The sequence below is a fragment of the Thermodesulfobacteriota bacterium genome, assembly GCA_040757775.1.
Taxonomy (GTDB): Bacteria; Desulfobacterota; UBA8473; order UBA8473; family UBA8473; genus UBA8473.
The window spans coordinates 1-22,745 of record JBFLWQ010000022.1; the positions used below are offsets into that span (position 1 = coordinate 1).

General features: G+C 40.3%; 23 protein-coding genes. 5 read left to right on the top strand and 18 right to left on the bottom strand.

Annotated features, from left to right (window positions below; genetic code table 11):
- Nucleotides 1–1,003: 1,003 nt before the first annotated feature.
- From AB1401_12230 to AB1401_12270, 9 genes are all read right to left on the bottom strand, one after another.
- Nucleotides 1,004–1,237 carry a DUF2283 domain-containing protein gene (locus AB1401_12230; GenBank protein ID MEW6616212.1) on the bottom strand — a complete coding sequence of 78 codons (234 nt, stop codon included), beginning with the start codon at nucleotides 1,235–1,237 and terminating at the stop codon, nucleotides 1,004–1,006.
- Nucleotides 1,225–1,452: a hypothetical protein gene (locus AB1401_12235; protein MEW6616213.1), complete on the bottom strand. Its 228-nt coding sequence runs from the start codon at nucleotides 1,450–1,452 to the stop codon at nucleotides 1,225–1,227. The genes AB1401_12230 and AB1401_12235 overlap by 13 nt, the downstream gene beginning before the upstream one ends.
- A 220-nt stretch (nucleotides 1,453–1,672) precedes the next feature.
- Nucleotides 1,673–3,052, bottom strand: a complete 1,380-nt coding sequence (locus tag AB1401_12240) for an FAD-linked oxidase C-terminal domain-containing protein (protein ID MEW6616214.1) — start codon at nucleotides 3,050–3,052, stop codon at nucleotides 1,673–1,675.
- A 5-nt stretch (nucleotides 3,053–3,057) separates the two neighbouring features.
- Nucleotides 3,058–4,353 carry a nickel-dependent lactate racemase gene (gene larA, locus AB1401_12245; GenBank protein ID MEW6616215.1) on the bottom strand — a complete coding sequence of 432 codons (1,296 nt, stop codon included), beginning with the start codon at nucleotides 4,351–4,353 and terminating at the stop codon, nucleotides 3,058–3,060.
- 26 nt (nucleotides 4,354–4,379) lie between these two features.
- Entirely contained in the window at nucleotides 4,380–5,801 is a 1,422-nt protein-coding gene (selA, locus tag AB1401_12250) for an L-seryl-tRNA(Sec) selenium transferase (protein ID MEW6616216.1), read from the bottom strand.
- Between the two features lie 39 nt (nucleotides 5,802–5,840).
- Complete coding sequence (locus tag AB1401_12255; protein MEW6616217.1) at nucleotides 5,841–6,449, bottom strand: MarC family protein; 609 nt, start codon at nucleotides 6,447–6,449, stop codon at nucleotides 5,841–5,843.
- 218 nt (nucleotides 6,450–6,667) lie between these two features.
- Nucleotides 6,668–7,297 carry a ribulose-phosphate 3-epimerase gene (locus AB1401_12260; protein MEW6616218.1) on the bottom strand — a complete coding sequence of 210 codons (630 nt, stop codon included), beginning with the start codon at nucleotides 7,295–7,297 and terminating at the stop codon, nucleotides 6,668–6,670.
- A gap of 113 nt (nucleotides 7,298–7,410) precedes the next feature.
- Nucleotides 7,411–7,821 (bottom strand): EamA family transporter, encoded by a 411-nt coding sequence (locus AB1401_12265; protein MEW6616219.1) that lies wholly within the window; start codon nucleotides 7,819–7,821, stop codon nucleotides 7,411–7,413.
- A gap of 107 nt (nucleotides 7,822–7,928) precedes the next feature.
- Nucleotides 7,929–10,652: a cation-translocating P-type ATPase gene (locus AB1401_12270; GenBank protein ID MEW6616220.1), complete on the bottom strand. Its 2,724-nt coding sequence runs from the start codon at nucleotides 10,650–10,652 to the stop codon at nucleotides 7,929–7,931.
- A gap of 232 nt (nucleotides 10,653–10,884) precedes the next feature.
- Between AB1401_12270 and AB1401_12275 the strand changes: the two genes are divergently transcribed.
- The 4 genes from AB1401_12275 (at nucleotide 10,885) to argC (ending at nucleotide 13,916) form a co-directional block, all read left to right on the top strand.
- The gene (locus AB1401_12275) at nucleotides 10,885–11,685 is read left to right on the top strand and encodes an SDR family oxidoreductase (protein MEW6616221.1); all 801 of its coding nucleotides are present in this window, start codon (nucleotides 10,885–10,887) and stop codon (nucleotides 11,683–11,685) included.
- 243 nt (nucleotides 11,686–11,928) lie between these two features.
- Nucleotides 11,929–12,357, top strand: a complete 429-nt coding sequence (rplM, locus tag AB1401_12280) for a 50S ribosomal protein L13 (protein MEW6616222.1) — start codon at nucleotides 11,929–11,931, stop codon at nucleotides 12,355–12,357.
- 65 nt (nucleotides 12,358–12,422) lie between these two features.
- Nucleotides 12,423–12,815: a 30S ribosomal protein S9 gene (gene rpsI / locus AB1401_12285; protein ID MEW6616223.1), complete on the top strand. Its 393-nt coding sequence runs from the start codon at nucleotides 12,423–12,425 to the stop codon at nucleotides 12,813–12,815.
- A 63-nt stretch (nucleotides 12,816–12,878) separates the two neighbouring features.
- Nucleotides 12,879–13,916, top strand: coding sequence for an N-acetyl-gamma-glutamyl-phosphate reductase (argC, locus tag AB1401_12290; protein ID MEW6616224.1), 1,038 nt, complete (start codon nucleotides 12,879–12,881; stop codon nucleotides 13,914–13,916).
- Between the two features lie 118 nt (nucleotides 13,917–14,034).
- On the opposite strand, the gene AB1401_12295 is transcribed toward argC, so the two are convergent.
- The gene (locus AB1401_12295) at nucleotides 14,035–15,453 is read right to left on the bottom strand and encodes an HD domain-containing phosphohydrolase (protein MEW6616225.1); all 1,419 of its coding nucleotides are present in this window, start codon (nucleotides 15,451–15,453) and stop codon (nucleotides 14,035–14,037) included.
- A 336-nt stretch (nucleotides 15,454–15,789) separates the two neighbouring features.
- On the opposite strand from AB1401_12295, the gene tnpA reads away from it, so the two are divergent.
- Complete coding sequence (gene tnpA, locus AB1401_12300) at nucleotides 15,790–16,278, top strand: IS200/IS605 family transposase (GenBank protein MEW6616226.1); 489 nt, start codon at nucleotides 15,790–15,792, stop codon at nucleotides 16,276–16,278.
- Nucleotides 16,279–16,296: 18 nt separating this feature from the next.
- Here tnpA and pyrF read toward each other — a convergent pair whose 3' ends face one another.
- From pyrF to rimO, 8 genes are all read right to left on the bottom strand, one after another.
- A complete protein-coding gene (gene pyrF / locus AB1401_12305) occupies nucleotides 16,297–17,034 on the bottom strand; it encodes an orotidine-5'-phosphate decarboxylase (GenBank protein MEW6616227.1) in 738 nt (245 codons plus the stop codon).
- A gap of 357 nt (nucleotides 17,035–17,391) precedes the next feature.
- The gene (gene gmk, locus AB1401_12310) at nucleotides 17,392–18,003 is read right to left on the bottom strand and encodes a guanylate kinase (protein ID MEW6616228.1); all 612 of its coding nucleotides are present in this window, start codon (nucleotides 18,001–18,003) and stop codon (nucleotides 17,392–17,394) included.
- Nucleotides 18,004–18,033: 30 nt separating this feature from the next.
- Nucleotides 18,034–18,291, bottom strand: a complete 258-nt coding sequence (locus tag AB1401_12315; protein MEW6616229.1) for a DUF370 domain-containing protein — start codon at nucleotides 18,289–18,291, stop codon at nucleotides 18,034–18,036.
- 53 nt (nucleotides 18,292–18,344) lie between these two features.
- On the bottom strand, nucleotides 18,345–19,229 hold the full coding sequence (locus AB1401_12320) for a YicC/YloC family endoribonuclease (GenBank protein MEW6616230.1): 885 nt from the start codon (nucleotides 19,227–19,229) through the stop codon (nucleotides 18,345–18,347).
- Nucleotides 19,223–19,771, bottom strand: a complete 549-nt coding sequence (locus AB1401_12325; protein ID MEW6616231.1) for a DUF4416 family protein — start codon at nucleotides 19,769–19,771, stop codon at nucleotides 19,223–19,225. The genes AB1401_12320 and AB1401_12325 overlap by 7 nt, the downstream gene beginning before the upstream one ends.
- Nucleotides 19,768–20,775, bottom strand: coding sequence for a D-glycero-beta-D-manno-heptose-7-phosphate kinase (gene rfaE1 / locus AB1401_12330; GenBank protein ID MEW6616232.1), 1,008 nt, complete (start codon nucleotides 20,773–20,775; stop codon nucleotides 19,768–19,770). The genes AB1401_12325 and rfaE1 overlap by 4 nt, the downstream gene beginning before the upstream one ends.
- A gap of 17 nt (nucleotides 20,776–20,792) precedes the next feature.
- The gene (locus AB1401_12335) at nucleotides 20,793–21,206 is read right to left on the bottom strand and encodes a TraR/DksA family transcriptional regulator (GenBank protein MEW6616233.1); all 414 of its coding nucleotides are present in this window, start codon (nucleotides 21,204–21,206) and stop codon (nucleotides 20,793–20,795) included.
- Nucleotides 21,207–21,382: 176 nt separating this feature from the next.
- Nucleotides 21,383–22,726: a 30S ribosomal protein S12 methylthiotransferase RimO gene (gene rimO, locus AB1401_12340; protein MEW6616234.1), complete on the bottom strand. Its 1,344-nt coding sequence runs from the start codon at nucleotides 22,724–22,726 to the stop codon at nucleotides 21,383–21,385.
- Between the last annotated feature and the right edge of the window lie 19 nt (nucleotides 22,727–22,745).

Here is a 22,745-nt window from a genome sequence, read left to right on the forward strand (position 1 = left end):
GGTAGTTTTTCCAACACAACTTTACTAAAAACCGCCAAGCTATATTCTCAGTCTTTACGGTATGTTCGAATGATTTTATGTCCATGACACCATTATATTATGGTGCCAAATCTTTTACAATCACCTAGATTTTGATCATTGGGAAAGACTTTTCCAGATATTTTTCTCCCATAACTTCCAACCAATCCACAATTCATAAAACTCGGTATATATATAATACTAGGAATAAAGATAATATCATTTTAATGATTTTCATATACCTCAAAAAGTAAAATAATTCAGTAATAATGCGCATAAAATATGTCATTGTATTTTTCTTCATAATTTTTGCCTAATGCGGCGTTGACCCGTGCCCGATTTTTGAGGATCCGTGCTGAACGAGGTGTTAGAAATTCTTTTAATCCCTTAAGAGAGGGCACTATTCACCCGCGAAACAAAAATCCGCAGTCACGCTGTAGTGCACTGTACGGACTAATAAGCGTACAGTTCGGACACTCGATTCCACCTTTAACACGTTTTGGAGTAGCTGACAGGTTCCCCCTCGCGGCTCTAACTCGTCCCGTAACATTGTCTGGAAACTCTTTATCCCTTATTGCCCTTAGTTTATCAATCAATATCCCACTTTCCTCATCTTTTGTAGTATCAAGTATTGTAATTGTACGATTGATTTCTTTGAAATCAGGTTCCTTTTCACCCGCTATTCTTATTGTATTTTGGAATCTTTGATTCCAGACTATAGATAATTTCCTCTGTCAGTGACATGGTCATCTATCCCGATCACGTTTTCTTTTGATCAGTTCCCTTACCATGTATGCCCGCAAACAACCTGAGCGATTCGATATCAGAAAAAAGAGATTCCAGGAAATAGCTTCCTACGCCCTTTTCTTGTGATTCGTAAAAATAAAACCCTTCCTTAAAATCTTCTGCACTGATTCAAGGATTCTTATTTTCATGAAATTGAATCCTGTATATCTTTTTTGATCTGATCCCAGTAATTGGTTCGTCATACGGTTTTTTGAATCAATTTCTTATCAAGCGTAAGTTCATAGGAGAGAATTGTTTTAATGTTCATCTTTTTCGAAGCGTTAAGAATTTCTATACCAACTATTTTATTTTCAGATGTCGTATCTAAGTTAACACCCTCTGATATCTCAACGGCTCCATCAGGTTTCTGATTTCCTAATTTGATATATATGGCGTCAAACTCGCTATCATAATGGACTCTCATTTTTTCCATCCTTTCTTCAGTGGATAATTTGTTATTACGGTCACTGTATCACCTTCAATAGAGAAAACAATTTTCAACGGATACGAAATTCCAGCAAAATCTCTTATGATCTCATGTTCGCCATGGGGTAAATTCATTCTTGCCAAAATATCTTTTACCGTTGACTCAGGAATTCCGTAAAGTTTTGCTCGCCTTTTAGCATAACGTGAGAATTTTATATACATAAAATATTACCTAATTCCCTACTACATCGCCTGGCAAACATCACTTTTGGAAATTTTATACTTATTGGTAATGAGAGTCAAATATGATGGTCTCGCAAAAAGTCCTGTTTTGTCATTCCGAGGAGCGCAAGAAACGAGGAATCTTTAATGATATCAGATTTCTCGCTGTCGCTCGAAATGACACGGGGCCGGTTTTCGACTTTTACGAACACATCAAAAGCTAATCCAGAAATATCTTTCCCGGATTAAGGACATTATTGGGATCGAAAGCCTTCTTTATCCTTCTCATTACCTCAACTCCAAGATCACCCAACTCCATCCTGAGATAGGGGGCTTTCGTAACACCAATGCCATGCTCCCCGGATATAGTTCCTCCCAGGTCCAACGTAGCCTGAAATATCTCTTTTACAGCCTCATGTGCCCTATTTACCTCTTCTTCTCTCCTCTTATCTATCATTATATTGACATGGATATTGCCATCTCCTGCATGTCCGAAGTTAACAATATCTAACTCTAATCTCTTTGCAATCTCATTGATCTTTCTCAAGATATCCGGTATTTTGCTACGGGGGACTGTGATATCTTCATTGATCTTTGTGGGCTTTAACTTAAGTAAAGAAGGGGATATAGCCCTTCTTGCCCTCCACAGATTTTCTTCGCTCTCCTCATCTTCGGCAATCTCCACTCTACTTGCCCCATATTCCATACATATCTCCTGGATTCTGATTGCATCCCTGTCCACTATATATGAATCACCATCTACCTCTAAAAGCAGAATAGCTTCAGCCGCTACAGGCAAGCCAATATTAAGAAAATCTTCCACACAGACAATAGCTGAATGATCCATGAATTCAAGGGCGGAGGGGATAATCTTTGAAGCGGTTATCCCGGTAACAGTACGGGCTGCATCCTCAAGTTTGTAATAAATCGCCAGGAGGGTCTTCTTGGATGCAGGCAGGGGGAGTAACTTAACTATAATTTTGGTAATAACCCCCAGGGTGCCTTCGGAGCCAACCATTAGCTTTGTGAAATCATAGCCAACTACTCCCTTTACCGTCTGAACCCCTGTGGATACAATCTCCCCTGTAGGCAAAACTACCTCCAGACCTATAACGTAGTCTTTGGTTACACCATACTTCACTGCTCTGGGTCCCCCAGCACACTCGGCAACATTTCCACCCAGAGTGGAGAATTTTAAACTGGCTGGATCTGGAGGATAAAAAAGCCCCAGCTTTTCTACCTCTTTTTGAAAATTTCCAGTTACCACTCCAGGTTCTACAAAGGCTATGAGATTTTCTGTATCGATCTCTATAATCCTGTTAAACCTGACCATCACCAGTACCAATCCCCCCTCCACCGGCAGGGTTCCACCAGTGAATCCAGAGCCAGCGCCTCTTGGGATAACAGGGAATTTTTCTTCATTGGCAAGTTTAAGAATATCTGAGATTTCCTGAACATTACCAGGAAAAACAACCAGATCAGGAAGGTAACTCTGATTGGTAGCGTCATAGCTATAACAGACCCTCTCTTCCGGTTCAGAGTGAACATGCTCCTTACCTGCAATCCTTTTTATCTTATCAACAACCCTCTTTTCTATCATCTTCGCTACGCTGCTCCCCTGACCATTGGTAAGACACTCCCACCATCCGGAATAATATATGTAGAGGGAGTTTTTCCTAGCATTTCATAAGCCATAGAGACCGCTTGATCTATTGAATCCGCTGGAATTATAGACATCCTCTCCACATCTTCACTGGCAAGCTCAGAGATCAGGATAATTTTCACCTTCTTTGCCTTAATCAAAGTAGAGAAAGCCGTCTGTCCATTAATCTCAAAATTTCCCCTGAGGGCACTCTCAAAATCCATAAGATCATCATATATAAACCAATTGAGGAAAGTGGAATTGCCAAAACCCTCAGAACACTCTGCTAAAACAATCATTATCCCGTTGTCTTTAAGGATATTTATTGCATAGTCAATGCTTTTGTGTGCCTGGATAAAATTGATGTCCTTGGGAAAGCCCCCACAGCTAACGATAACAAGATCGGCCTTCTCATTAAATTCAGGGCTAAAGTTACTTAAGAGAAAATTGCATCCCTGCTGGTGGGCCGATAAATAATCACCTGCAACTACTTCTATTATCTCTTTAGTTGGGGACAGGATTGTATTGAAGAGAAATACATAATCCAACATCCCACAAGCCTGGATCATGGCATGGTGAAAGGGATTTCCCTTAAGTACCCCGGTCTTTACCATGTGGTGTCTCCCTCCAACCTCGGGCGGATTCAAAGCCAGAAGATGTAAATCAAGACAGCTATCGAATGAAGCCACTCCCGGCATAATGCCCTTTCTGCCTCCTCCAAAACCTGCCAGGTAATGGAATCCTATGGTTCCCGTTAGAATGACCTTATCAGCCTCTGCTACCAGCCTGCTTACTTCAACCCTTGTACCCATATCGGTTTTACCTAAAGGGACAAGATTCTTTGAATCAAAGGCATTATGATCACAGACGTTAATCCGTTTATAGACTTCATCTCCAACTATTACCCTGTGTTCCAGTGGTAGTTGCTGCCGATGAATCCCCAGGGCAAAGACAATATTAATGTCTTTATCGCTTATACCAATCCTGTTCAACCTGTTAATCATGATAGGAAGGTATATCTCGCTTCCTGTATAACGGGTAATGTCGGAGGCAACCACAGTTATTTTCTCGCCTCCCCGGAATATCTCGTCAAAAGGTGGGCTGCCAGTGGGGGTATTCAATACAGAGTCAATGAGTCCAAAAGTATTTACAGGAGGATGGATTTCTCCTGGGGTAACAATTCCCAGCAAATTATCGGATGGTATATTAAAGGAGAGAACCTTTCTGCCATATCTCAGAGTGATAAGACGTTCTTTCATACAATTGGACACTATAATAAATACTGTTAACTGTTAACTGTTAACATCTTAATCGCTTTTTCAATTATCTTTGCTTCGCCTTCCTGTAATGTCCGTACATCTAAAAGGAGCCGGGCATCATCTATCCTGGCTATAATAGGGGGGTCGTAATTTCTTAAGCCCTCCTCTAAGCTCTCAATAGACATGTGGACGGGTTTTATGGAAATCACTTTGGTAGGGAGATCTTGCAGGGGAAGGGCTCCGCCACCTGCCCTGGAACTATCGTCCTTAATCTCTATCTGGAAATTCCCGGAACTCTCCTTTCTCAACCTGCGATAGAGACTCTTTGCCCTCTTCTCTATTTCCTGCAAGGGCATTGTTAACATCCGAAGGGTTGGAATTTCCTCAACTGCTCTTTCCTCTTCCATATATATACGGAGGGTACTCTCCAGAGCAGCAAGGGTAAGTTTATCTATTCGAAGTGCCCGGTTAAGGGGATTCTCCTTAATCTTCCCTATTACCTCTTCTCTTCCCAGAATTATACCTGCTTGAGGGCCTCCCAGAAGTTTATCCCCGCTGAAGGTAACCACATCCACACCCTTACTGATTGCCTCTTGCACTGTCGGTTCTTTTGTTAAACCATATTGCCCCAGATCTATCAGACATCCGCTTCCAAGGTCATCCATTACAGGCAGGGAAAACTCCCTTCCCATCTCTACCAGTTCTTCAAGTTCAACTTCAGATGTAAATCCGACGATTTGAAAATTGCTGGTATGCACCTTTAAAAGCAAAGCGGTATCATCGGTTATGGCTCTCCTGTAGTCTATTAAGTGGGTCTTATTGGTTGTACCAACTTCCACCAGCCTGGCTCCACTGCTTCTCATAACATCGGGGATTCGAAAGGATCCACCTATCTCCACCAGCTGTCCCCTCGATACGATAACCTCTCGCCCCCTTGCTATGGTATTGAGGGCTAAAAGGACAGCTCCGGCATTATTGTTAACCACCAACGCTGCCTCTGCACCTGTAAGTTCGCACAGAATATTCTCCACATGAGAGTAACGGGACCCCCTTTTACCTTCCTTTAAGTTGTATTCTAAATTGGAAAAGTTGGAAGCAACCGTTACCAGGTTTTGCAACACCTCAGGGGTTAATAAAGACCTCCCCAGATTAGTATGCAGGATAACCCCTGTGGCATTAATTACTCTCCTTAAACTCAATTGCCCCATAGTAGAAATCATTTCTGATACCCTCTTGCAAAAGTATTCGAGGCTTAAACCCTCCTCAGGGAGTATATTGAAATCAGAAGACAATATCCCTACCCGCTCTTCCTCTATCACCTGTTGAACCGTCCTCAACACCAACCAACGGGGATATTTTTCAAGGAGTTCCTTAACTTGAATTTGCTGAATCATTTTATCAACAGAGGGAAGCATCCTCAAGTATTTCTGTCTGTCTTTTTCTTTCATAAAACCCCCACTTAAAAAGTTAGTCGCTTCATAACAAAATCAACACATAGAAATCATTTCATATATCCCTCTCCTGATCATCATAACCGCTAATGCTGCAAGCAATACACTGACCACCTTGCCAAAGGCTTTTGCCCCGCCCTCACCCATTATCTTTATGATGTAGGCAGAATTTAAAAATACGAACCATACAAGGAGAAGGTTCAGAACCAATGAGAGGATAGTTGGCAAGTAACTATATAAATCCACGGAGATAATGATTGTGGTAAGGACTGCCGGACCAACTATTAACGGCATACCAAGGGGAACAACACCCAGGGTGGAACTGGTTAATCTGCTGGTCTTTTGGGGAAAAAGTAAGTCAGTGGTAGCAATTATCAACAGGATTATACCACCTGCAATCTTAAAGTCAGATATTGAAATACCCAAAACCTTGAAAATAAATTTCCCGATAGCAAGAAAACCCATACTTACAGCAAAGGAAGTCATAATGCTCTGTTTTACTATCTTCCTTCTTTCACCAGTCCCTATCTCCTCGGTTAACGATATAAATATAGGAAGGATTCCAACTACATCTATTGCTATAAAGATTGGTATAAGTGCTAACAGGTAGTTTGTCCAATTTTCGGTTTGGAAGAGGGTGACCATTATGAATCCTCGTCAATACTGCTCAGTTCATGCTGAAAAATGAAAAGTTTCCTTTGAAGCAAACATGAGCAGGATTTTTGGGGTACCCATCTTGACGAAGCGGAAGACAAGCATTTTCAGGTGTTTGACCCGCCAGAGGCGGGGAGTTCATGAAAATGCCTGAAGCGAATCATAGATGGGTCAAAAATACTGCACTAGAGAGCGGAAAAGGGAACTTTTCAGGACGAATTTCTTAGAAACGCCTCATAGCTTTCCTTTGGATCCGGCTGCAGGAAGATACGGCTCCCAACACATGCATAATCCACCCCCGCTGCCTTCACCTTCTTTATATTATCAAGGCTAATCCCGCCATCTATCCCGATAAAGGCAGACAGAAATTGAGAGCGAAAACGCCTTATCTCATCAAGCACCCCGGGTATGAAAGGACTGCCATAAAAACCAGGATCAACTGATAGAAACAAAAAAGAACCAACCTGCGGTACTAAAGACTGAAATTCTGAAATGGCGGTCTTTGGGTTTACAGCCAGACCTGCTTCCATACCCAACTTCCTGATATTAGAGATAACATTCTCTGGGTCTGGATCTGCCTCAAAATGGAAGATAACCTTTTTAGTCCCCATGGATTTAAGAGAGGCAAGATAACTATTGGGTTCTTTCACCATTAAATGTGCCTCCATATCTAAAGGTATTTTCACCCCCATTAAAGCATCCAAAGATATACTCTTTGAAGGGACAAAAACCCCATCCATAAAGTCAACCTGAACATAATCCGTGAACCCCTTAGCAATATCTATCATATTCTGAAAGTCATCTAATTTATCAGTCAAAATAGCCGGAACAATCCTCATTATTCCTATTTCTCCTTCCTGTAGATTTCAGACAAACTTAACTCTTTATCTGACTCTTTTTGCCTAAAGGAGGTAGAGTTGTTAGGCAACTTTTTGAGTCATGGTTGCTCTTGTTATGTGCAAATTAATATCATGGCTACCAACCCCAGAACAATCCCCAAGCCCTGTTTTATTGAGATGGATTCATTTAGGAAAATCATTGCTAATACAATAGCAATAACAGGATAGAGAGCTGACAATACTGCGATTAATGAAATTGGTCCCTTTGAAGCAGCATAAAGAAAGCATAGAGCTCCAGTAAACCCCAAAATACCTGTCGTTGTTGCCAACAAAACCCCTTTAGGGTGAATATCAGGTTTAAATTTTAAAGAGAATAATACAATTATAGCAACTAACATGCCACCCATGACTTCGAAAAGTATTGCGCTCTTTGGGCTAATATATTTTGTGGTAATCTTAGGAATAAAGCTCCACAAACCCCATAAAACAAATGCTCCAAAAGTGGGTATTAACCACTGTTTCATAGTAATCTCCTTACCATAATTAATTATACATAATACTTACTTACCCTGCTGACAAACATCACTATTGAAAAGATATATGTAATATTAACCTAGACTCCGGATAAACGTTAACTGGTTATCTTTCTTCCTGCTGGCACCTTCTTTCTTAGAATGACCTTTGTTGCCTCGATGATGGCAAAGACAACCATGCCAAAACCGACAATTATACCTACATCAGAGAAAGAAGGTTTTATGATGCCAAACGCCTCACGCACAGCTGGAATCTGGATTAAAACAGCAATCAGTGCGAGTTCCCATGCAAGGGTAATTAGAAGCCACTTATGCGGAGGTGCTTTGAAAACACTGTATATGAGGGAGCGACAGTTGATGGCGACAACAAATTCCACAATAATAAAGAGAAAGAATATCTCTGTCCTTGCATGCGCTATATGAGATAGATCGTGGAAAAAAAGAACGTAGAAGAAGGGGCACTCAATTAAGACTGCCCGCAATATGAAAGATTTTACATCCCATCCAAAGATACTCTCTTTCGGATCTCTTGGAGGTCTCTCCATAATATCATGGTCAGGGGGCGCAACCCCAAGAGCAAGTGCAGGAAGTCCATCAGTCGCCAGATTTATATACAGTATGGCAGCCGGCAAAAGGGGTAAAAAATCCAGTCCCATTATTAAAACTATGCCTCCAATGACCACAACCTCTGTTATGTTACACTGAAGGAGATAGGCAAGATATTTCTTTATATTATCATATATCCATCTGCCCCGCTCTATAGCCGTAACGATAGTTGCAAAGTTATCATCGCTCAGAATCATATCCGATGCCTCTTTTGCTACATCTGTACCTGTTATTCCCATTGCCACACCAATATCAGCATGCTTCAGGGCAGGGGCATCGTTCACCCCATCGCCTGTCATGGCTACAACCTCACCTCTGGCCTTCCATGCTCTGACTATCTTTAATTTGTCCATCGGTGATACCCTCGCATATACAGTGACCTTCTCCACTATGTCCTCAAAATGCTCATCGGTCATCTTTTCTAATTCTTCACCACCCAACACAAGATCTCCATCTCTGTAAATAGCAAGCTCCCTGGCTATAGCCACAGCCGTAAGTTTATGGTCTCCTGTAATCATAATGGGCTTAATATGGACTTTTTTGCATGTCCTCACAGCTTCAATAGCCTCATCCCTTGGAGGGTCTATCATCCCGATGAGCCCAAGAAAGACCATATCCATTTCAATCTGCTCTTCGACCAGTGGGCTGTCTGACTTAAGTTCTCTATATGCCACGGCAAGAACCCTTAAGGCATCCTGTGCCATCTCCCCGTTTGTTTCCACGACGTGAGCCCTTTTTTCAGGGGTTAATTCCACTATTTCATTCACCTCCATGATACAGGAACATTTTTCTAAGACCACTTCAGGGGCACCTTTCATAAAGGCTATACATTTGGAACCATTGATTTTTTGGATAGTTGTCATTCGCTTTCGCTCAGAGCTAAAAGGAATCTCCTCTATCCTCGGATAAGTCAATCTCTGTTCATGGATATTAAGACCCGCCTTAGCAGCAACAACCACAAGAGCCCCTTCTGTGGAGTCCCCCTTAATAGACCATTTACCATCATCTTTCTGGTAGAGATCCGCATCGTTACATAACAGACCCCCCTGAAGCAATAATTGGAGGGATTTGTCCTCCCTTACGTTTACTTCATCAGATTCTCTAACCTCTCCCTCTGGCGTATAGCCCACACCTGTAACTTCAATCATCCTTTTATTTAAAAATATCCTTCTTACGGTCATTTCGCCCTTAGTCAACGTCCCTGTTTTGTCAGTACATATAACAGTTGTACATCCCAATGTTTCTACTGCCGACATCTTCCTGACAAGGGCATTTTTTCTAGCCATGGCATGCATGCCAAGAGCAAGGGTTCCTGTGACAATAGCTGCTAAAGCCTCAGGGACTGCTGCAACAGCAAGGGCAACGGCAAAGATAGTCATTTTTATGACAAATTCGAAGTTAACCGAACCTCCTATCAGTTCTCTAATTAGGCTGATCACTGCAACCAGTCCGGATATACCAAGGCAAATGCCACCCAGCCATTTGCTAATTTCATCTGTTCGTTTTTCCAGAGGTGTCTTTTCTGTCTTAATAGCGGCTACCTCCTCCGCGATCTTACCGAACTCTGTCTTCATGCCCGTGCTGGTAACAACTACTCTGCCCCTCCCATAGCTAACAGTCGTACCGGTAAAGACCATATTCTTTCTGTCTGATACAGGTGTGTCTTCCGGTAAAACTCTCACATTCTTGCTAACTGGGGCAGATTCTCCTGTAAGGGGAGCCTCATCACATCTTAAGGAGTGTGTTTCTATTAATCTGGCATCTGCCGGGATTTTATCTCCTCCCTCCAGGGGTAATATATCCCCGGGGACAAGTTCCTCCACGGGGATTTCCACTTCTCTGCCTCCCCTTAAAACTTTTATGGTAGGAGAAAGCATCTCTTTTAATGCCTCAATTGCCCGCTCTGCCCTGTACTCCTGGATAAATCCCAGGACCGCACAGAATACGACGATGACCAGGATAACAGCAGCATCTACTATCTCTCCTACCAGCGCTGAAAAGATGACGGCTAGAATAAGGATAAGGAGAAGGAGGTTTTTGAACTGACTATAGAATATGGTAAGGGGTGAGATCTTTTTTTCGTGTCTGAGTCTGTTGTATCCATATTGTTCAAGGCGCTTTCTTACCTTTTCATCATCTAAACCTCTATCAGGATCTGTTCCCAGTTCTTTTAAAACACCTTCAACATCGATCGAATGCCAGAGGAACTCCTCCACAGATATACCTCCAAGTTTGATGGCTTCACAAAACTTAAAATCCCGAGTACCCTTCTGCCTTTTATACTCTATTTATTTCAAAAAATGCAAGTTAAAAGGTAAAGGATAATAGTAACGGAAAGAGGGTAATTTTGAAAATCCACTGATAATTTCTGTTGACACATATCCCTTATCTTGGTAAAAAGTTTATAAGGCATTCACTATAACAACTATACATAAAGGAGGGGTTACTATGGACTTAGGTTATAAGGGGAAAACCGTGGTAGTCACTGGAGGAGGTTCTAATATTGGCAGAGCCATATCCTTGACTTTTGCTAAAGAGGCCGCAAATGTAATGATCGGGGATATAGATACAGCACAGGCTGAAAACGTTGCTAAAGAAGCAAATGCCTTTAAAGCCGGAGGAAAAACCATTACAACTAAATGTGACGTAACAAAGCTGGACAGTGTACAGGCTATGTTTAAAAAGGCCAATGATGAGTTTGGACAGATAGATGTTTTGGTAAACAATGTAGGATGGGATCAAATGATGCTTTTTACCGAAACTACGCCAGATTTCTGGAACAAGGTGATAACCATCAACTACGTAGGGGCATTAAACTGTACCAAGACTGCTCTTGATTATATGATAGAAAAAAAGAGCGGGGCAATTGTCAGCATCAGTTCCGATGCCAGTCGTCAGGGTGAATTCAGAGAGGCAGTCTATGGAGGCGTAAAAGGTGCCATTAACAGCTTTATGAAAACGATAGCCAGGGAAAATGGTCGTTTTGGGATAAGGGCTAATGTGGTGTGTCCCGGTGTAACAATACCTAAAGAGGCCGCAGAGATTGGTGAGCAAAGCATGTGGAAGGATGCTGGAGCCATGTTTACCCCTGAGCAATTGGAAAAAATTTCGAAGGCATATCCGCTCCGTAAGATTGGAAAGCCTCAGGATATAGCCAATGCTGTGGTCTTTCTTGCCTCAAATGAAGCAGCAGGTCATATAACTGGTCAGGTTCTGAGTGTCAGCGGGGGGTACAGTATGGTGGGATAAAACACCTGATGTAATACCGTAACCTAATACTAGGAAAAGGGGTAAGATAACACAACGCTGTTTCTGCCCCTTTTTTAGTTTTCCTCTTAATATCTCCACAATTAAATCATAAAAACCGGATACTTTACTTACTATGGAAAGAGGACATTTCTAATTGTGGTTAACAATCTATACATTTTCCTTGACAAAAGTAAGGGAATATATTAGTTTATTAAACTTATTATTTTGAGCGCGGAGCAGATAATGAAGACTTACAGTGCTAAGAAGAATGAAGTCGAAAGAAAGTGGTACCTAATAGATGCCAATGGGAAAATACTCGGGAGACTTGCCAGTGAGATCGCTGTGAGATTGAGAGGCAAGCACAATCCTATTTATACTCCCCACATAGATACTGGCGATTTTGTAATTGTAATAAATGCAGAAAAGGTTCTCCTAACAGGAAAGAAGCTGAAAGAAAAGGTTTACTATCGCCATAGCGGATATCCTGGTGGACTTAAATCGACTACTGCAGAAAAGTTACAACAAAAAAAACCTGAAGACCTTATAAGTCTGGTTGTCAAAGGTATGCTGCCAAAGAATAGCCTTGGCAGAAGTATGATTAAGAAATTAAAGATATACGCCGGAGAAGAACATCCCCACCAGGCTCAGAATCCTGAAATATTAAGTATTTAAAAAATGGTGCTTTTCATATTACTTTCCAGTGAATTATTGGACTACCGAATTGAGGAGTTTTTGTAATGGCAGAAGATAGATTCTACGCAACAGGCAAAAGAAAGACATCCATTGCCAGGGTTTGGTTAAAATCCGGCAGTGGTCAATTTAAGATTAACGACAGATCTCTTGATGAATACTTTAAACGTGAAATCCTGAAGATGATTATACAGCAACCATTTGGGTTGACCGATACGGCAGGGAAGTATGATGTGTTTGCCAGTGTCAATGGAGGGGGAATCTCCGGTCAGGCTGGAGCAATAAGACACGGTATTACAAAGGCTTTATTGGAGATAAACGGTGATTTCCGCCCTATATTAAAAAAAGCTGGGTTTATTACCAGGGATTCCAGGGTCAAGGAGCGAAAAAAATACGGCAGAAGAGGAGCCAGAGCAAGATACCAGTACTCAAAAAGATAGAGTCTGGCTGCGCCAAAAGGAAGGCACCTCCGGCCTTCCTTTTTTTGTTGGAGAGAAAGAAGGATGCTAAGAGTTGCTATAATAGGTGCCAGTGGATATACGGGTCAGGAACTGATCAGGCTTCTGCTCAGACATCCCAGTGTGGAAATCACTGCATTGACATCGAGAAGGTTTGATGGAGTCAGGGTATCAGAGGTTTTTCCTATTTTTGCAGGGGAGATGGATATTAAATTCATTCATCCATCTACAGAAACAATCTGTGATCTTTCAGATTTCGTATTCTCGTGCTTACCCCATAAGGCAGCTATGGATATAGTTCCCCAATTTATGGAAAAGGGGAAAAAGACAGTAGACCTGAGTGCAGATTACCGTTTTAAGAATCATGAGGTTTATGAGAGGTGGTATTGTAAACACACCTCCCCAAGTCTATTGAAGAATGCTGTCTATGGTCTCCCTGAATTCTACAGGGCTGAGATAAGAATGGCGACACTGGTTGCCAATCCTGGTTGTTACCCAACTAGTGTCATATTTGGATTGGCACCTTTATTGAAGAACAAGATGATAGACTTAAATAGTATAGTTGTTGACTCAAAGTCAGGTACGTCAGGGGCAGGACGGGAAGCAACAATGGAATATCTTTTCTGTGAAGTTAATGAAGGGCTTAAGGCATATAAGATAGGAGAGCACAGACATACCCCTGAGATGGAACAAGAGTTAAGCCTCCTTACTGGTGAAGAAATAATAATCTCTTTTACCCCGCATTTGATACCAACAAATAGAGGTATACTTAGCACTATATATTCAAAATCTCTTAAAACTATTTCGACATCGGAGCTAATAGGGATTTACACCGACTTCTATCAGGGAGAGAGGTTTGTCAGGATATACCCCGAAGGTAACTTTCCCAATATATCCTTTGTAAAAGGCACCAATTTCTGTGATATAGGTATCCGATTCGATCCAAGAACAAAGAGGGTAATAGTAATATCGGTCATAGACAATCTTGTTAAGGGTGCTTCAGGGCAGGCAATTCAAAATATGAATATTATGTGCGGATTCTCTGAGGATTCAGGGATAGATAACCTTACTCCCTTCCCTTGATATTTAAAACTCTATCTACATAAGGAACCTTTTCATTAACCACTTTTTCTTTATCTAGAATAAACTTCTCACGGGGATTTTTTAATTTATTATACTGCCACCTAAGTAAACCAGTACTCTAATACAACTTGAAATAATTGTCTATGAATATACGGTCTGAAATATCCTTGGTGATAAAAATGTTATTATCATGCAGAAGATCAATCTCTTTCTTCTTCTCTATCGGTTGACCATCATTTTTAAATAGTATTCTGATGAAAGGTCTTAGCGGCCAGTTTATGTTACCTTTTACTACCTGCCCTATCTCTCCCGAATTCAACCGAACGACACTATATACTGGGAAGAATGAAAACACATTGAAAAAAGCCTTAATCATATCAATGCTAAACACCTCATGCTTCATGCCCAACAGCATTTTAACACCTTCATGGGGAGTTACCGGCCCTCTTTGGGGACGGGAATGGGTAACTGCCTCAAAGAAATCTACCATCCCAATAAGTTCTGAAATGTCCGAGATCCCCCTTAGTCCCTTAGGATAACCGCTGCCGTCTACACGTTCATGGTGTTCAAAGGCAACTTTAGGAATAATCCTGTATTCGTCTTTAACTTCCAGGAGTTTATCGTAACCTATTTTAGTATGTTTCTTCATAACATTGTATTCTTTATCGGAAATAACTTTCTTTTTGTTTATGATACGGTTAGGAATATCATACATACCAATATCATGAAGTAAAGCGGCTATACCTATTATTATCGTATCATCCTTGGAGTAGGATAAGCTAAAAGCCATTTTAATGGCATAGATAGCTACATTGACCGAGTGAGCTACAATTAAGTCTTCAAATGTATCTGGATGAGCAGAGTAATAATACAGCATATCTATATTTTCTGCATAAGCAACAATCCCGGTTATAACATCCAATACCTTTTCTATCCGATCGTTGGTACCATAATTTGAAGAGGTAAGTATTTCACTTGTAATATGACAGAATCGGATATAGAGTTCTGCAACAGAGACCAAATGATCCCCCAATTTAACATAGTTATAAAAAAGATCTATATTATCACTTTTTATGACTTTCATATGAAAAGCAAAGGGAGAATTTTGTCCACCTAAGATGACCTCATTCTGCCCATATCTAAGCGATGTCTCCTCTTTACCTCCCACATTTTTTCCAAGTAACGTGTTGTTAACCAACGATCCAAATTTACTGTTTTTGTCAACCAGGATTATTTGATCTCCCCGTCTTTCTATTGAGAGGTGTTGCCTTGAAATACGATAAGGGCTGCGTTCATTAATAATAAGATCAGCCCCCTTGTATATAAAACCTTTGGAAGGAGAATATCTTCCTATAGTGTGGGGGAAGTGCCTTATAATTCTCTCTCTGTTTAACAGAGCGGCTTTGGAGGTATTATTAAGACCAGATATTACTACAACTAGGCGATCGCTGTCATGTATGTAACTTTGATACTTGGTATCCTGCGCCTCGTGGTGAAGCCTCTCAATGGCATTATATTTACCTCGCTCTATTGACATATACTTTCCTCCAGTTCAGAGTTTTTTTGTTCCCAATATAATTTATAAGAATAAATTTCTGTAAAAAATAATAGGTTAAGGAAATTTGGAAGTCAATAAAAATATATTGCATATACTTACTCTAAGAAGGTATGCAGCTAATATTCAACAGAGGATTTATAAAGCCCCTTTAATGCTCGTCATATTCCAGCAAGTTTGGCAAATATCCAGATAATTTGTTGACTACGAAGATAAAATTGGCTATAGTTTTAACCACTTAGAAATTTCAGATTACAAAACAACATATCCCATCAAAGAGAAATCAGGGTGAACTCCTTAAACCCTTGGAGGGAGATTATGATAGATACCATCCTATCGTCCTATTTCCAACCTGTAAGAGAGACTCATTGGAAGAAATCTTTAAACTTTTTATACAAAATCTATTATCACCTAATCCTTTTTACCCCAAGGTATCGACCAATTATTACCCATGAAATATCAACAGAATTGGAGGCAATCTTTAAAGAGATTACCATCACAAAGGGATATGTGCTTTTCGGTTTGGTTATTCACCCAAATCATACCCATCTGATTCTGGGGACCAAGCCCACACATTTCATACCTAATGTCGTTAAGGATATAAGAGAGAGGACATCATTCTTGATCATGGGGAGATATAAAGATATTCAAAAACAACACAAAGTTAAAAAGCTCTGGAGTAGAAATTTTCGGGTGGAGACCTTGGGGAATTTCAATATAGGAAAAATAGAAAATTATCTGAGAGATCCAAAAGAGCATCAGCTTTTGGATGAATGGGAAAGGCATCTTGAAGTGGGAAAAAAATGAAAACTTCTTCCATCAAACTCACATACTCAATAGTTTTATATCCTCTAAAATACCTTTAGCCGACTCAACCGGGTCTGCAGCTTCAATTATGGGACGACCGATTACTATAAAATCCGAACCTGCTAATATTGCCTCTTTAGGAGTCATAATACGTTTCTGGTCATCAATAATTTCAGGGTTTGGCCTTATGCCCGGAGTCACAATTAAAAAATCTTCATTAAGGTTTTCTCTGATTATCCTAACTTCTCTGGGGGAAGCCACTACACCGTCAACGCCTGCTTTTTTAGAAAGCTTGGCTAGCCGGAGAACCTCTTCATCTACTGAATAGTCAATACCAACTTCTCTAAGATCCTTCTCATTCAAGCTGGTAAGCAGTGTTACCGCCAATACAATAGGCTTTGGAATATTCAACTCCATGGCTTTTGCCTTTGTAAAATCAACAGCCATCCTCATCATATCAAAACCACCAAGGGCGTGAAGATTATACATAAATACCTTTAGTTTCACAGCCTCCTGCCCAGCTTTGGCAACTGTATTTGGAATATCATGAAACTTTAGGTCTAAGAATACCTCTCCCTCATTTTTGTGGATTATCTCTAAAACCTCTGGACCAGTATTGGTATACAGTTGCTTACCTACCTTAAAAACTCCTGCATAATCCCGAAGTTGCTCTACCAGCCTCTTAGCATCCTGAAGGTTATCCACATCCAGAGCTATAATGATCCTATTCTTCAGGTTGCGCCCTTTGACTAACACTAAATTTGCCCTCTCAATTATTGATGGCTTCGTAAAAAGTCCATCTGTCCGCCTTTGGCGGATTGCACTGCATCCTCAGTCATTGCAGCGTACCTGTAAGTAAGCCTCATTTTTTCGGATTTGCGCGCCTTGCATCTGGTCCGCCTCTGGCGGATTACTTTGCCATCCTAATTTTGACTTTTTACGACTTCATCAATTATTACTACTCAGACAATTCATGTTTTATGTCATTCTGAACGACTGAAGGGAGTGAAGAATCTTCCCGTCCTGGGTCTCATTTGTGAGATTCCTCGTCGCTGCGCTCCTCGGAATGACAATGTGTCGGAGTAGTATTATCTAAAACATGTTATTAAAATTTTAGGGCAGTTGAAAGAGACCTTTAACCCGTGGCAAGACCCTCTCTCTTCGGAACTTCTCCGCAATTATTATTGATTTCAGCGTAGATATTGCTTCATTGAAATCGTCATTTAATACTATGTAATCATACTGATAAATGTACTGAAGTTCTTCTTTTGCACTTTTTAACCGCTTTTCAATATCCTCATTACTATCTGTACTCCTCAATCTCAATCTCTCTTCCAAATCCTTCAAGGAAGGGGGAAGGATAAACACATAAATGCCATCTGGATATTCATTCTTAAGTTGTCTGCCCCCCTGGCCATCTATATCGAGAATTATGTCAATTCCCTTATGCCGGTACTCTTTTAAGGAATCAATGGTTGTCCCATATCTATTACCATGAATCTCAGCCCATTCGACAAATCTCCTGTCGTTTATCATCTCCTGGAACTTCTCTTTAGAGACAAAACGATAATCTTCTCCGTCTTTCTCTCCTGGCCTAGGAAGCCTTGTAGTATAAGATACTGAATGATATAAGTTAGGAAAGAATTTTACAACCTCTCTGCATAAAGACGTTTTGCCAGCACCAGATGGAGCTGATATTATATATAACAATCCCTCTTCGTTCATTTAAATCAGTTCAATAGGTGGGTTCAGGTTCTAACTTGTCTTTGAATCATCAGAATCGAATCTTTGCGCAACCGTTTCTGCCTGAACCGCAGATAGTATAACATGGTTACTATCGGTAACAATAATAGACCTGGTTTTTCTTCCTTGAGAAGCATCTATAAGTCTTTTATCTTTTTTTGCCTCATCTTTCAGCCTCTTCATGGGAGCCGAACTGGGAGAAACAATTGCTACCACCCTTGATGACACAACCACATTTCCAAATCCGATATTTAATAATTTTAAACTCATAGACATCCTCCAACTTTTTAGAATTTATCCGCCAGAGGCGGATTGATATAAAGTTATTCTATATTTTGAATCTGCTCTCTTATCTTCTCCAGCTCACTTTTGATCTCTACAACTTTCTGGGAAATATCGGCATCATTGGCCTTGGACGCTATGGTGTTGACTTCACGATTTATTTCTTGAAGCAGAAAATCCAATTTTCTTCCTACAGGGTCATCCATTTCCATTATCATCCCGAATTGTTCAAGATGACTTTTGATACGAACCAGCTCTTCAGTAATGTCACTTCTTTCTGCAAGGAAGGCTATTTCCTGTTTAAGTCGTTGTGGGTCAACTTCAAAAACTTCGCCCAGTTCCTTAACTCTTTTGGCAAGTCTATCTCTGTAAAGTACCAACACCCGCGGGGACATAATCCTAATGCTGTCAATTAGCTTTTCAACACTATTCAATCTCACCAAAAAGTCTTTATAAAGTACCTCTCCTTCAGATTCCCTCATCCTTTCCAGAGAATTTAAGGCATTTTTAAATGCCTCATTAAATGCCTTTCCCCCCCCCTCCTGGTTAGGTTCTATATCTTTAACAACAATTATATCTCTAATACCTGTCAACATACTTAAGCTGATATCTTCACTCAGATGCAGCCTATCTTTTAATTCTTTTAAAACAGAATAATACTCTTGTGCTAAAGGAAGATTTAACTCAAGACCTCGCCCTTCGTTCTCTTCTATACCAAAACCTGATTGGACAATAATCTCAAAGCGCCCTCTGGAAAATCTCCCGGAGACACTTTTTCTTATCTGACTTTCCGTAGAAGAAAATCTCTTGGGCAGTTTGCAAGAGATGTCCATGTACCTGTGATTAACCGATTTAATCTCAACAACTATACGACCACCTTCGAAGACACATTCTCCTGAGCCATACCCTGTCATACTCTTTAACATAATTCTCTTCTCTTTAACCCTTTAAGTTGAAACACATATTTTTTTCTAATTGTATTCATCAATTCTATTATATCCTTAGACCTATAATCCGGATATGTCCAATCTAAAGCATGAAAGCTTTTATCTTCATATATCAGGGTTAAATCAGCATATATTCCATCTCTTAAATAGGGTCTGTGAGCATACCCTTTCCCTGTTGCCAGTATGAGATGGCTTAAAGAAATATAACCAGGGTCAATGTTCAACCTTCTGTTCCCCTTATGGTCAGAAAAATGCTCCTCTATTTTATTGGTATATAGTTTTATATGGGACAATCTATAGGGCAAAACCATTTTATTAAATGAGAGAAACCTCCGAATCAAACCCTTACCCATCTCTTTTTCATAGTATGATGTAGAATCAAAAGGGAATATCTCAGAAACAAAATCAATACTGCCAAGTTTCTTAGATAACTCTTTTGTGACTTCTGTAATTAACTCTAGGGTTTGGGAAAATACACTTACTATCAATTTAACTGGCTCAGGAGCCTTAGGTTTACTCATCCTTTTATAACTTTGTTTCTCTTTATTGCTCCTATTAACTCACCCCTGCTCACTGCAGCCGTTCCTATCTCTCCTACTACAATCCCAGCGGCGTAATTTGCAATAACTGCTGCTTCTTTTAAAGAAGCCCCTACCGTTAATGCCAGAGTCAGGGCACTTATTACTGTATCACCAGCTCCAGTCACATCATAGACCTCTTTTGCAAGAGTTGGAATGTGAGTTACATCTCCACTGTCCTCAAATAAAGTCATCCCTTCTTCGCCACGGGTGATTAAAAGTAATTTACAGGCTAATTTATTTAACAAAATCTCCCCAACTCGCAGTAAGGTCTCTTCGTCTTTAATCTCAATACCAGCGGCATCACTGGCTTCATTATTATTAGGCGTGATTACTGTGACATCCTTATAAAAAGAAAATTTGTTTACCTTTGGGTCAACGGATATGATCTTCTCGTTGTTCCTGACAAGACGGAGGATTTCCCTGATAAGTTGTCCAGAGATAACCCCCTTTCCATAATCTGATATAATAACAGCATTTAAACCATTTAAATTCTTTTTAAGGTACGAAATGACTTTCTGCATACTCTCCAGAGTAATCTCTGAGATATCTTCACGATCATACCTAACTACCTGTTGGCCATGGGCTATTATTCTTGTCTTTACCGTGGTAGGACGGCCGTCCTCAACAATTATTCCATCGGTATCAACCCCCATATCCCTGAGATCACCAATTAGTTTATTTCCCATCTCATCATTTCCAACTACTCCACACACCAGTACCTTTCCCTCCAGAGAGTAAATGTTGTTTACTACATTAGCGGCTCCACCCAAAAGCAGGCTCTCGGAGGTAACGTTAACCACAGGAACAGGGGCTTCAGGAGAGATTCTGGATACCTTTCCCCATACAAACTGATCCACCATTATATCACCGATTACAAGGATCTTTGATTTTTCGAACTTCGATATAATTTCCAGCCCTCTTTTAGTACTTAGCATCCTCTTCATCTTGACATATCCTTTAGCTAGTCCTCATCTTCCTCAGTATCCATATATACCAGATTCCTATAAACCACACCCTCACTTACTCTCTTAACCTTGGGTTCTTCCTTTTCTAACTCGCTCTTACAAGGTACACATAACCGGGCAAAAGGCATCACTTTCAATCGATTCTCATTGATTTTTTTTCTGCATCTTTCACAAACACCATACGTTCCTTTCTCAATCTTTTGCAATGCCTCCTCTATTTCAATAATTTTTTTCCTGTCACGATCACACAGCAGAAGGGACAGTTCTCTGTCCCTTTCATCACCAGCTAAATCCATGATATCTCCCAATTCAAACCGGGACTTGCTTGACTCCTCTTTCATACTCTCTATTATCTCTTCTAATATACCTTCCTTCATTTTCAGTAACAGTTCTTTTGCTGATTCGTACACAACAGCTCCCTTTTTTAAAGATTTGTTTAATCTTATCCCCTTATTCCCATAATATCCCTTTTAGTTACCCTAATTAACCAGAATTACCATGGTATATATCTCTAAATAGCAATAGCATCTGATTAGGAAACGGATAATACAAAAAATTCATTTTTTGTCAATCTAAAAATGGCATTTTATTTGATTATTAGTTCTCCAATTAAGTCATACTCATGCACACCTGTAATAACAACATCAAAAATTCCACCCGGGGATGCCTGCCCTTTGGTAAGGTACGTTACCCCATCTACATCCGGAGCCTGTGAAGGAATTCTCCCTTTCAATAATCCAGTATCCTCATTTAGTTTCTCTATGAGAACCTTTTTATTAGTACCTATAAGTCTTTTATTATTCCTCAATGCAATCTCTTTCTGGGTTTCCATTAATCTTCTGTATCTTTTTGTCTTTATTTTTTTCGAAATTTGATCCGGGAAGGCAGATGCCAGTGTACCCTCTTCCCTGGAATACTCAAAAGCACCAAGTCTATCAAACTCTATGTCCTTAACAAATCTCAACAACTCCTCAAACTGCTCGTCGGTCTCCCCCGGAAACCCAACGATAAGAGATGTACGAATACAAATATTTGGAACTTCTCTTCTCAGTCTCTCTATCAACTTCCGGATAAACGTACCCTTTGTCTTTCGGTTCATAGCTTCTAATATCTTATCGTTGATGTGCTGTATTGGCAGATCTATATAGTTACAGACCTTTTCCTCTTCTTTTATCACCTTAACCAGGCCTTCAGTAAAATGGGCAGGATGGGCATATAGGATGCGAATCCATTCAAGCTTGTCAACCTTACTCAATCTTCTCAACAACTCTTCCAGATCTGTAACTGGATTAAGATCTCTACCATACAGGGTAGTATCCTGCCCAATCAGGTTAATCTCTTTTACCCCCATTCTCACCAGATTTTTTACTTCATTTATAATATGGTCTAGGGGTCTACTGCGAAATTTGCCCCGTATTTTCCCGATAACACAGTAAGAACAAGAATTAGAACACCCTTCTGCTATCTTGACATAAGCACTGTAATCAGCAAAGGTATTCACCCTAGGGGTTTTATCAGTATATATAAACTCAGGAACACCAATATAACTTTTTAACGGATTTGCAGACCCTTTCACTTCATCTAAAATTTCAACTACCCTTTGAAACTCTCCGGTACCAATAAAGATATCTGCCTCGGCCAGTTCCTCTGCAAGGACATCCTGATAACGCTGAGGCAGACATCCTGTTACAACTAACAAACGGCAGTTTCCCTTCTTTTTGAGCTCTGCAAGTTCCAGTACCGTCTCTATGGATTCTTCTTTTGCCTCTTTAATAAAACCGCAAGTGTTAACTATGATTATTTCGGCTTCTTCCTCTTTCTGAGATATCCGGTAACCGTTTTCAATTAATAATCCCAGTATTACCTCGGTATCAACAAGATTTTTCGGACAACCCAGACTGACCAGGCTCACACGTTCTTTTGTTTTCATAGGAGATTTTTTTGCTTTT

Bases quoted from the DNA above. Each gene is read 5' to 3' on its own strand.
- AB1401_12230 (MEW6616212.1), bottom strand. From the start codon at position 1,237: ATGGAAAAAATGAGAGTCCATTATGATAGCGAGTTTGACGCCATATAT.
- AB1401_12235 (MEW6616213.1), bottom strand. From the start codon at position 1,452: ATGTATATAAAATTCTCACGTTATGCTAAAAGGCGAGCAAAACTTTAC.
- AB1401_12240 (MEW6616214.1), bottom strand. From the start codon at position 3,052: ATGATAGAAAAGAGGGTTGTTGATAAGATAAAAAGGATTGCAGGTAAG.
- larA (MEW6616215.1), bottom strand. From the start codon at position 4,353: ATGAAAGAACGTCTTATCACTCTGAGATATGGCAGAAAGGTTCTCTCC.
- selA (MEW6616216.1), bottom strand. From the start codon at position 5,801: ATGAAAGAAAAAGACAGACAGAAATACTTGAGGATGCTTCCCTCTGTT.
- AB1401_12255 (MEW6616217.1), bottom strand. From the start codon at position 6,449: ATGGTCACCCTCTTCCAAACCGAAAATTGGACAAACTACCTGTTAGCA.
- AB1401_12260 (MEW6616218.1), bottom strand. From the start codon at position 7,297: ATGAGGATTGTTCCGGCTATTTTGACTGATAAATTAGATGACTTTCAG.
- AB1401_12265 (MEW6616219.1), bottom strand. From the start codon at position 7,821: ATGAAACAGTGGTTAATACCCACTTTTGGAGCATTTGTTTTATGGGGT.
- AB1401_12275 (MEW6616221.1), top strand. From the start codon at position 10,885: ATGGACTTAGGTTATAAGGGGAAAACCGTGGTAGTCACTGGAGGAGGT.
- rplM (MEW6616222.1), top strand. From the start codon at position 11,929: ATGAAGACTTACAGTGCTAAGAAGAATGAAGTCGAAAGAAAGTGGTAC.
- rpsI (MEW6616223.1), top strand. From the start codon at position 12,423: ATGGCAGAAGATAGATTCTACGCAACAGGCAAAAGAAAGACATCCATT.
- argC (MEW6616224.1), top strand. From the start codon at position 12,879: ATGCTAAGAGTTGCTATAATAGGTGCCAGTGGATATACGGGTCAGGAA.
- AB1401_12295 (MEW6616225.1), bottom strand. From the start codon at position 15,453: ATGTCAATAGAGCGAGGTAAATATAATGCCATTGAGAGGCTTCACCAC.
- tnpA (MEW6616226.1), top strand. From the start codon at position 15,790: ATGATAGATACCATCCTATCGTCCTATTTCCAACCTGTAAGAGAGACT.
- gmk (MEW6616228.1), bottom strand. From the start codon at position 18,003: ATGAACGAAGAGGGATTGTTATATATAATATCAGCTCCATCTGGTGCT.
- AB1401_12315 (MEW6616229.1), bottom strand. From the start codon at position 18,291: ATGAGTTTAAAATTATTAAATATCGGATTTGGAAATGTGGTTGTGTCA.
- AB1401_12320 (MEW6616230.1), bottom strand. From the start codon at position 19,229: ATGTTAAAGAGTATGACAGGGTATGGCTCAGGAGAATGTGTCTTCGAA.
- AB1401_12325 (MEW6616231.1), bottom strand. From the start codon at position 19,771: ATGAGTAAACCTAAGGCTCCTGAGCCAGTTAAATTGATAGTAAGTGTA.
- rfaE1 (MEW6616232.1), bottom strand. From the start codon at position 20,775: ATGAAGAGGATGCTAAGTACTAAAAGAGGGCTGGAAATTATATCGAAG.
- rimO (MEW6616234.1), bottom strand. From the start codon at position 22,726: ATGAAAACAAAAGAACGTGTGAGCCTGGTCAGTCTGGGTTGTCCGAAA.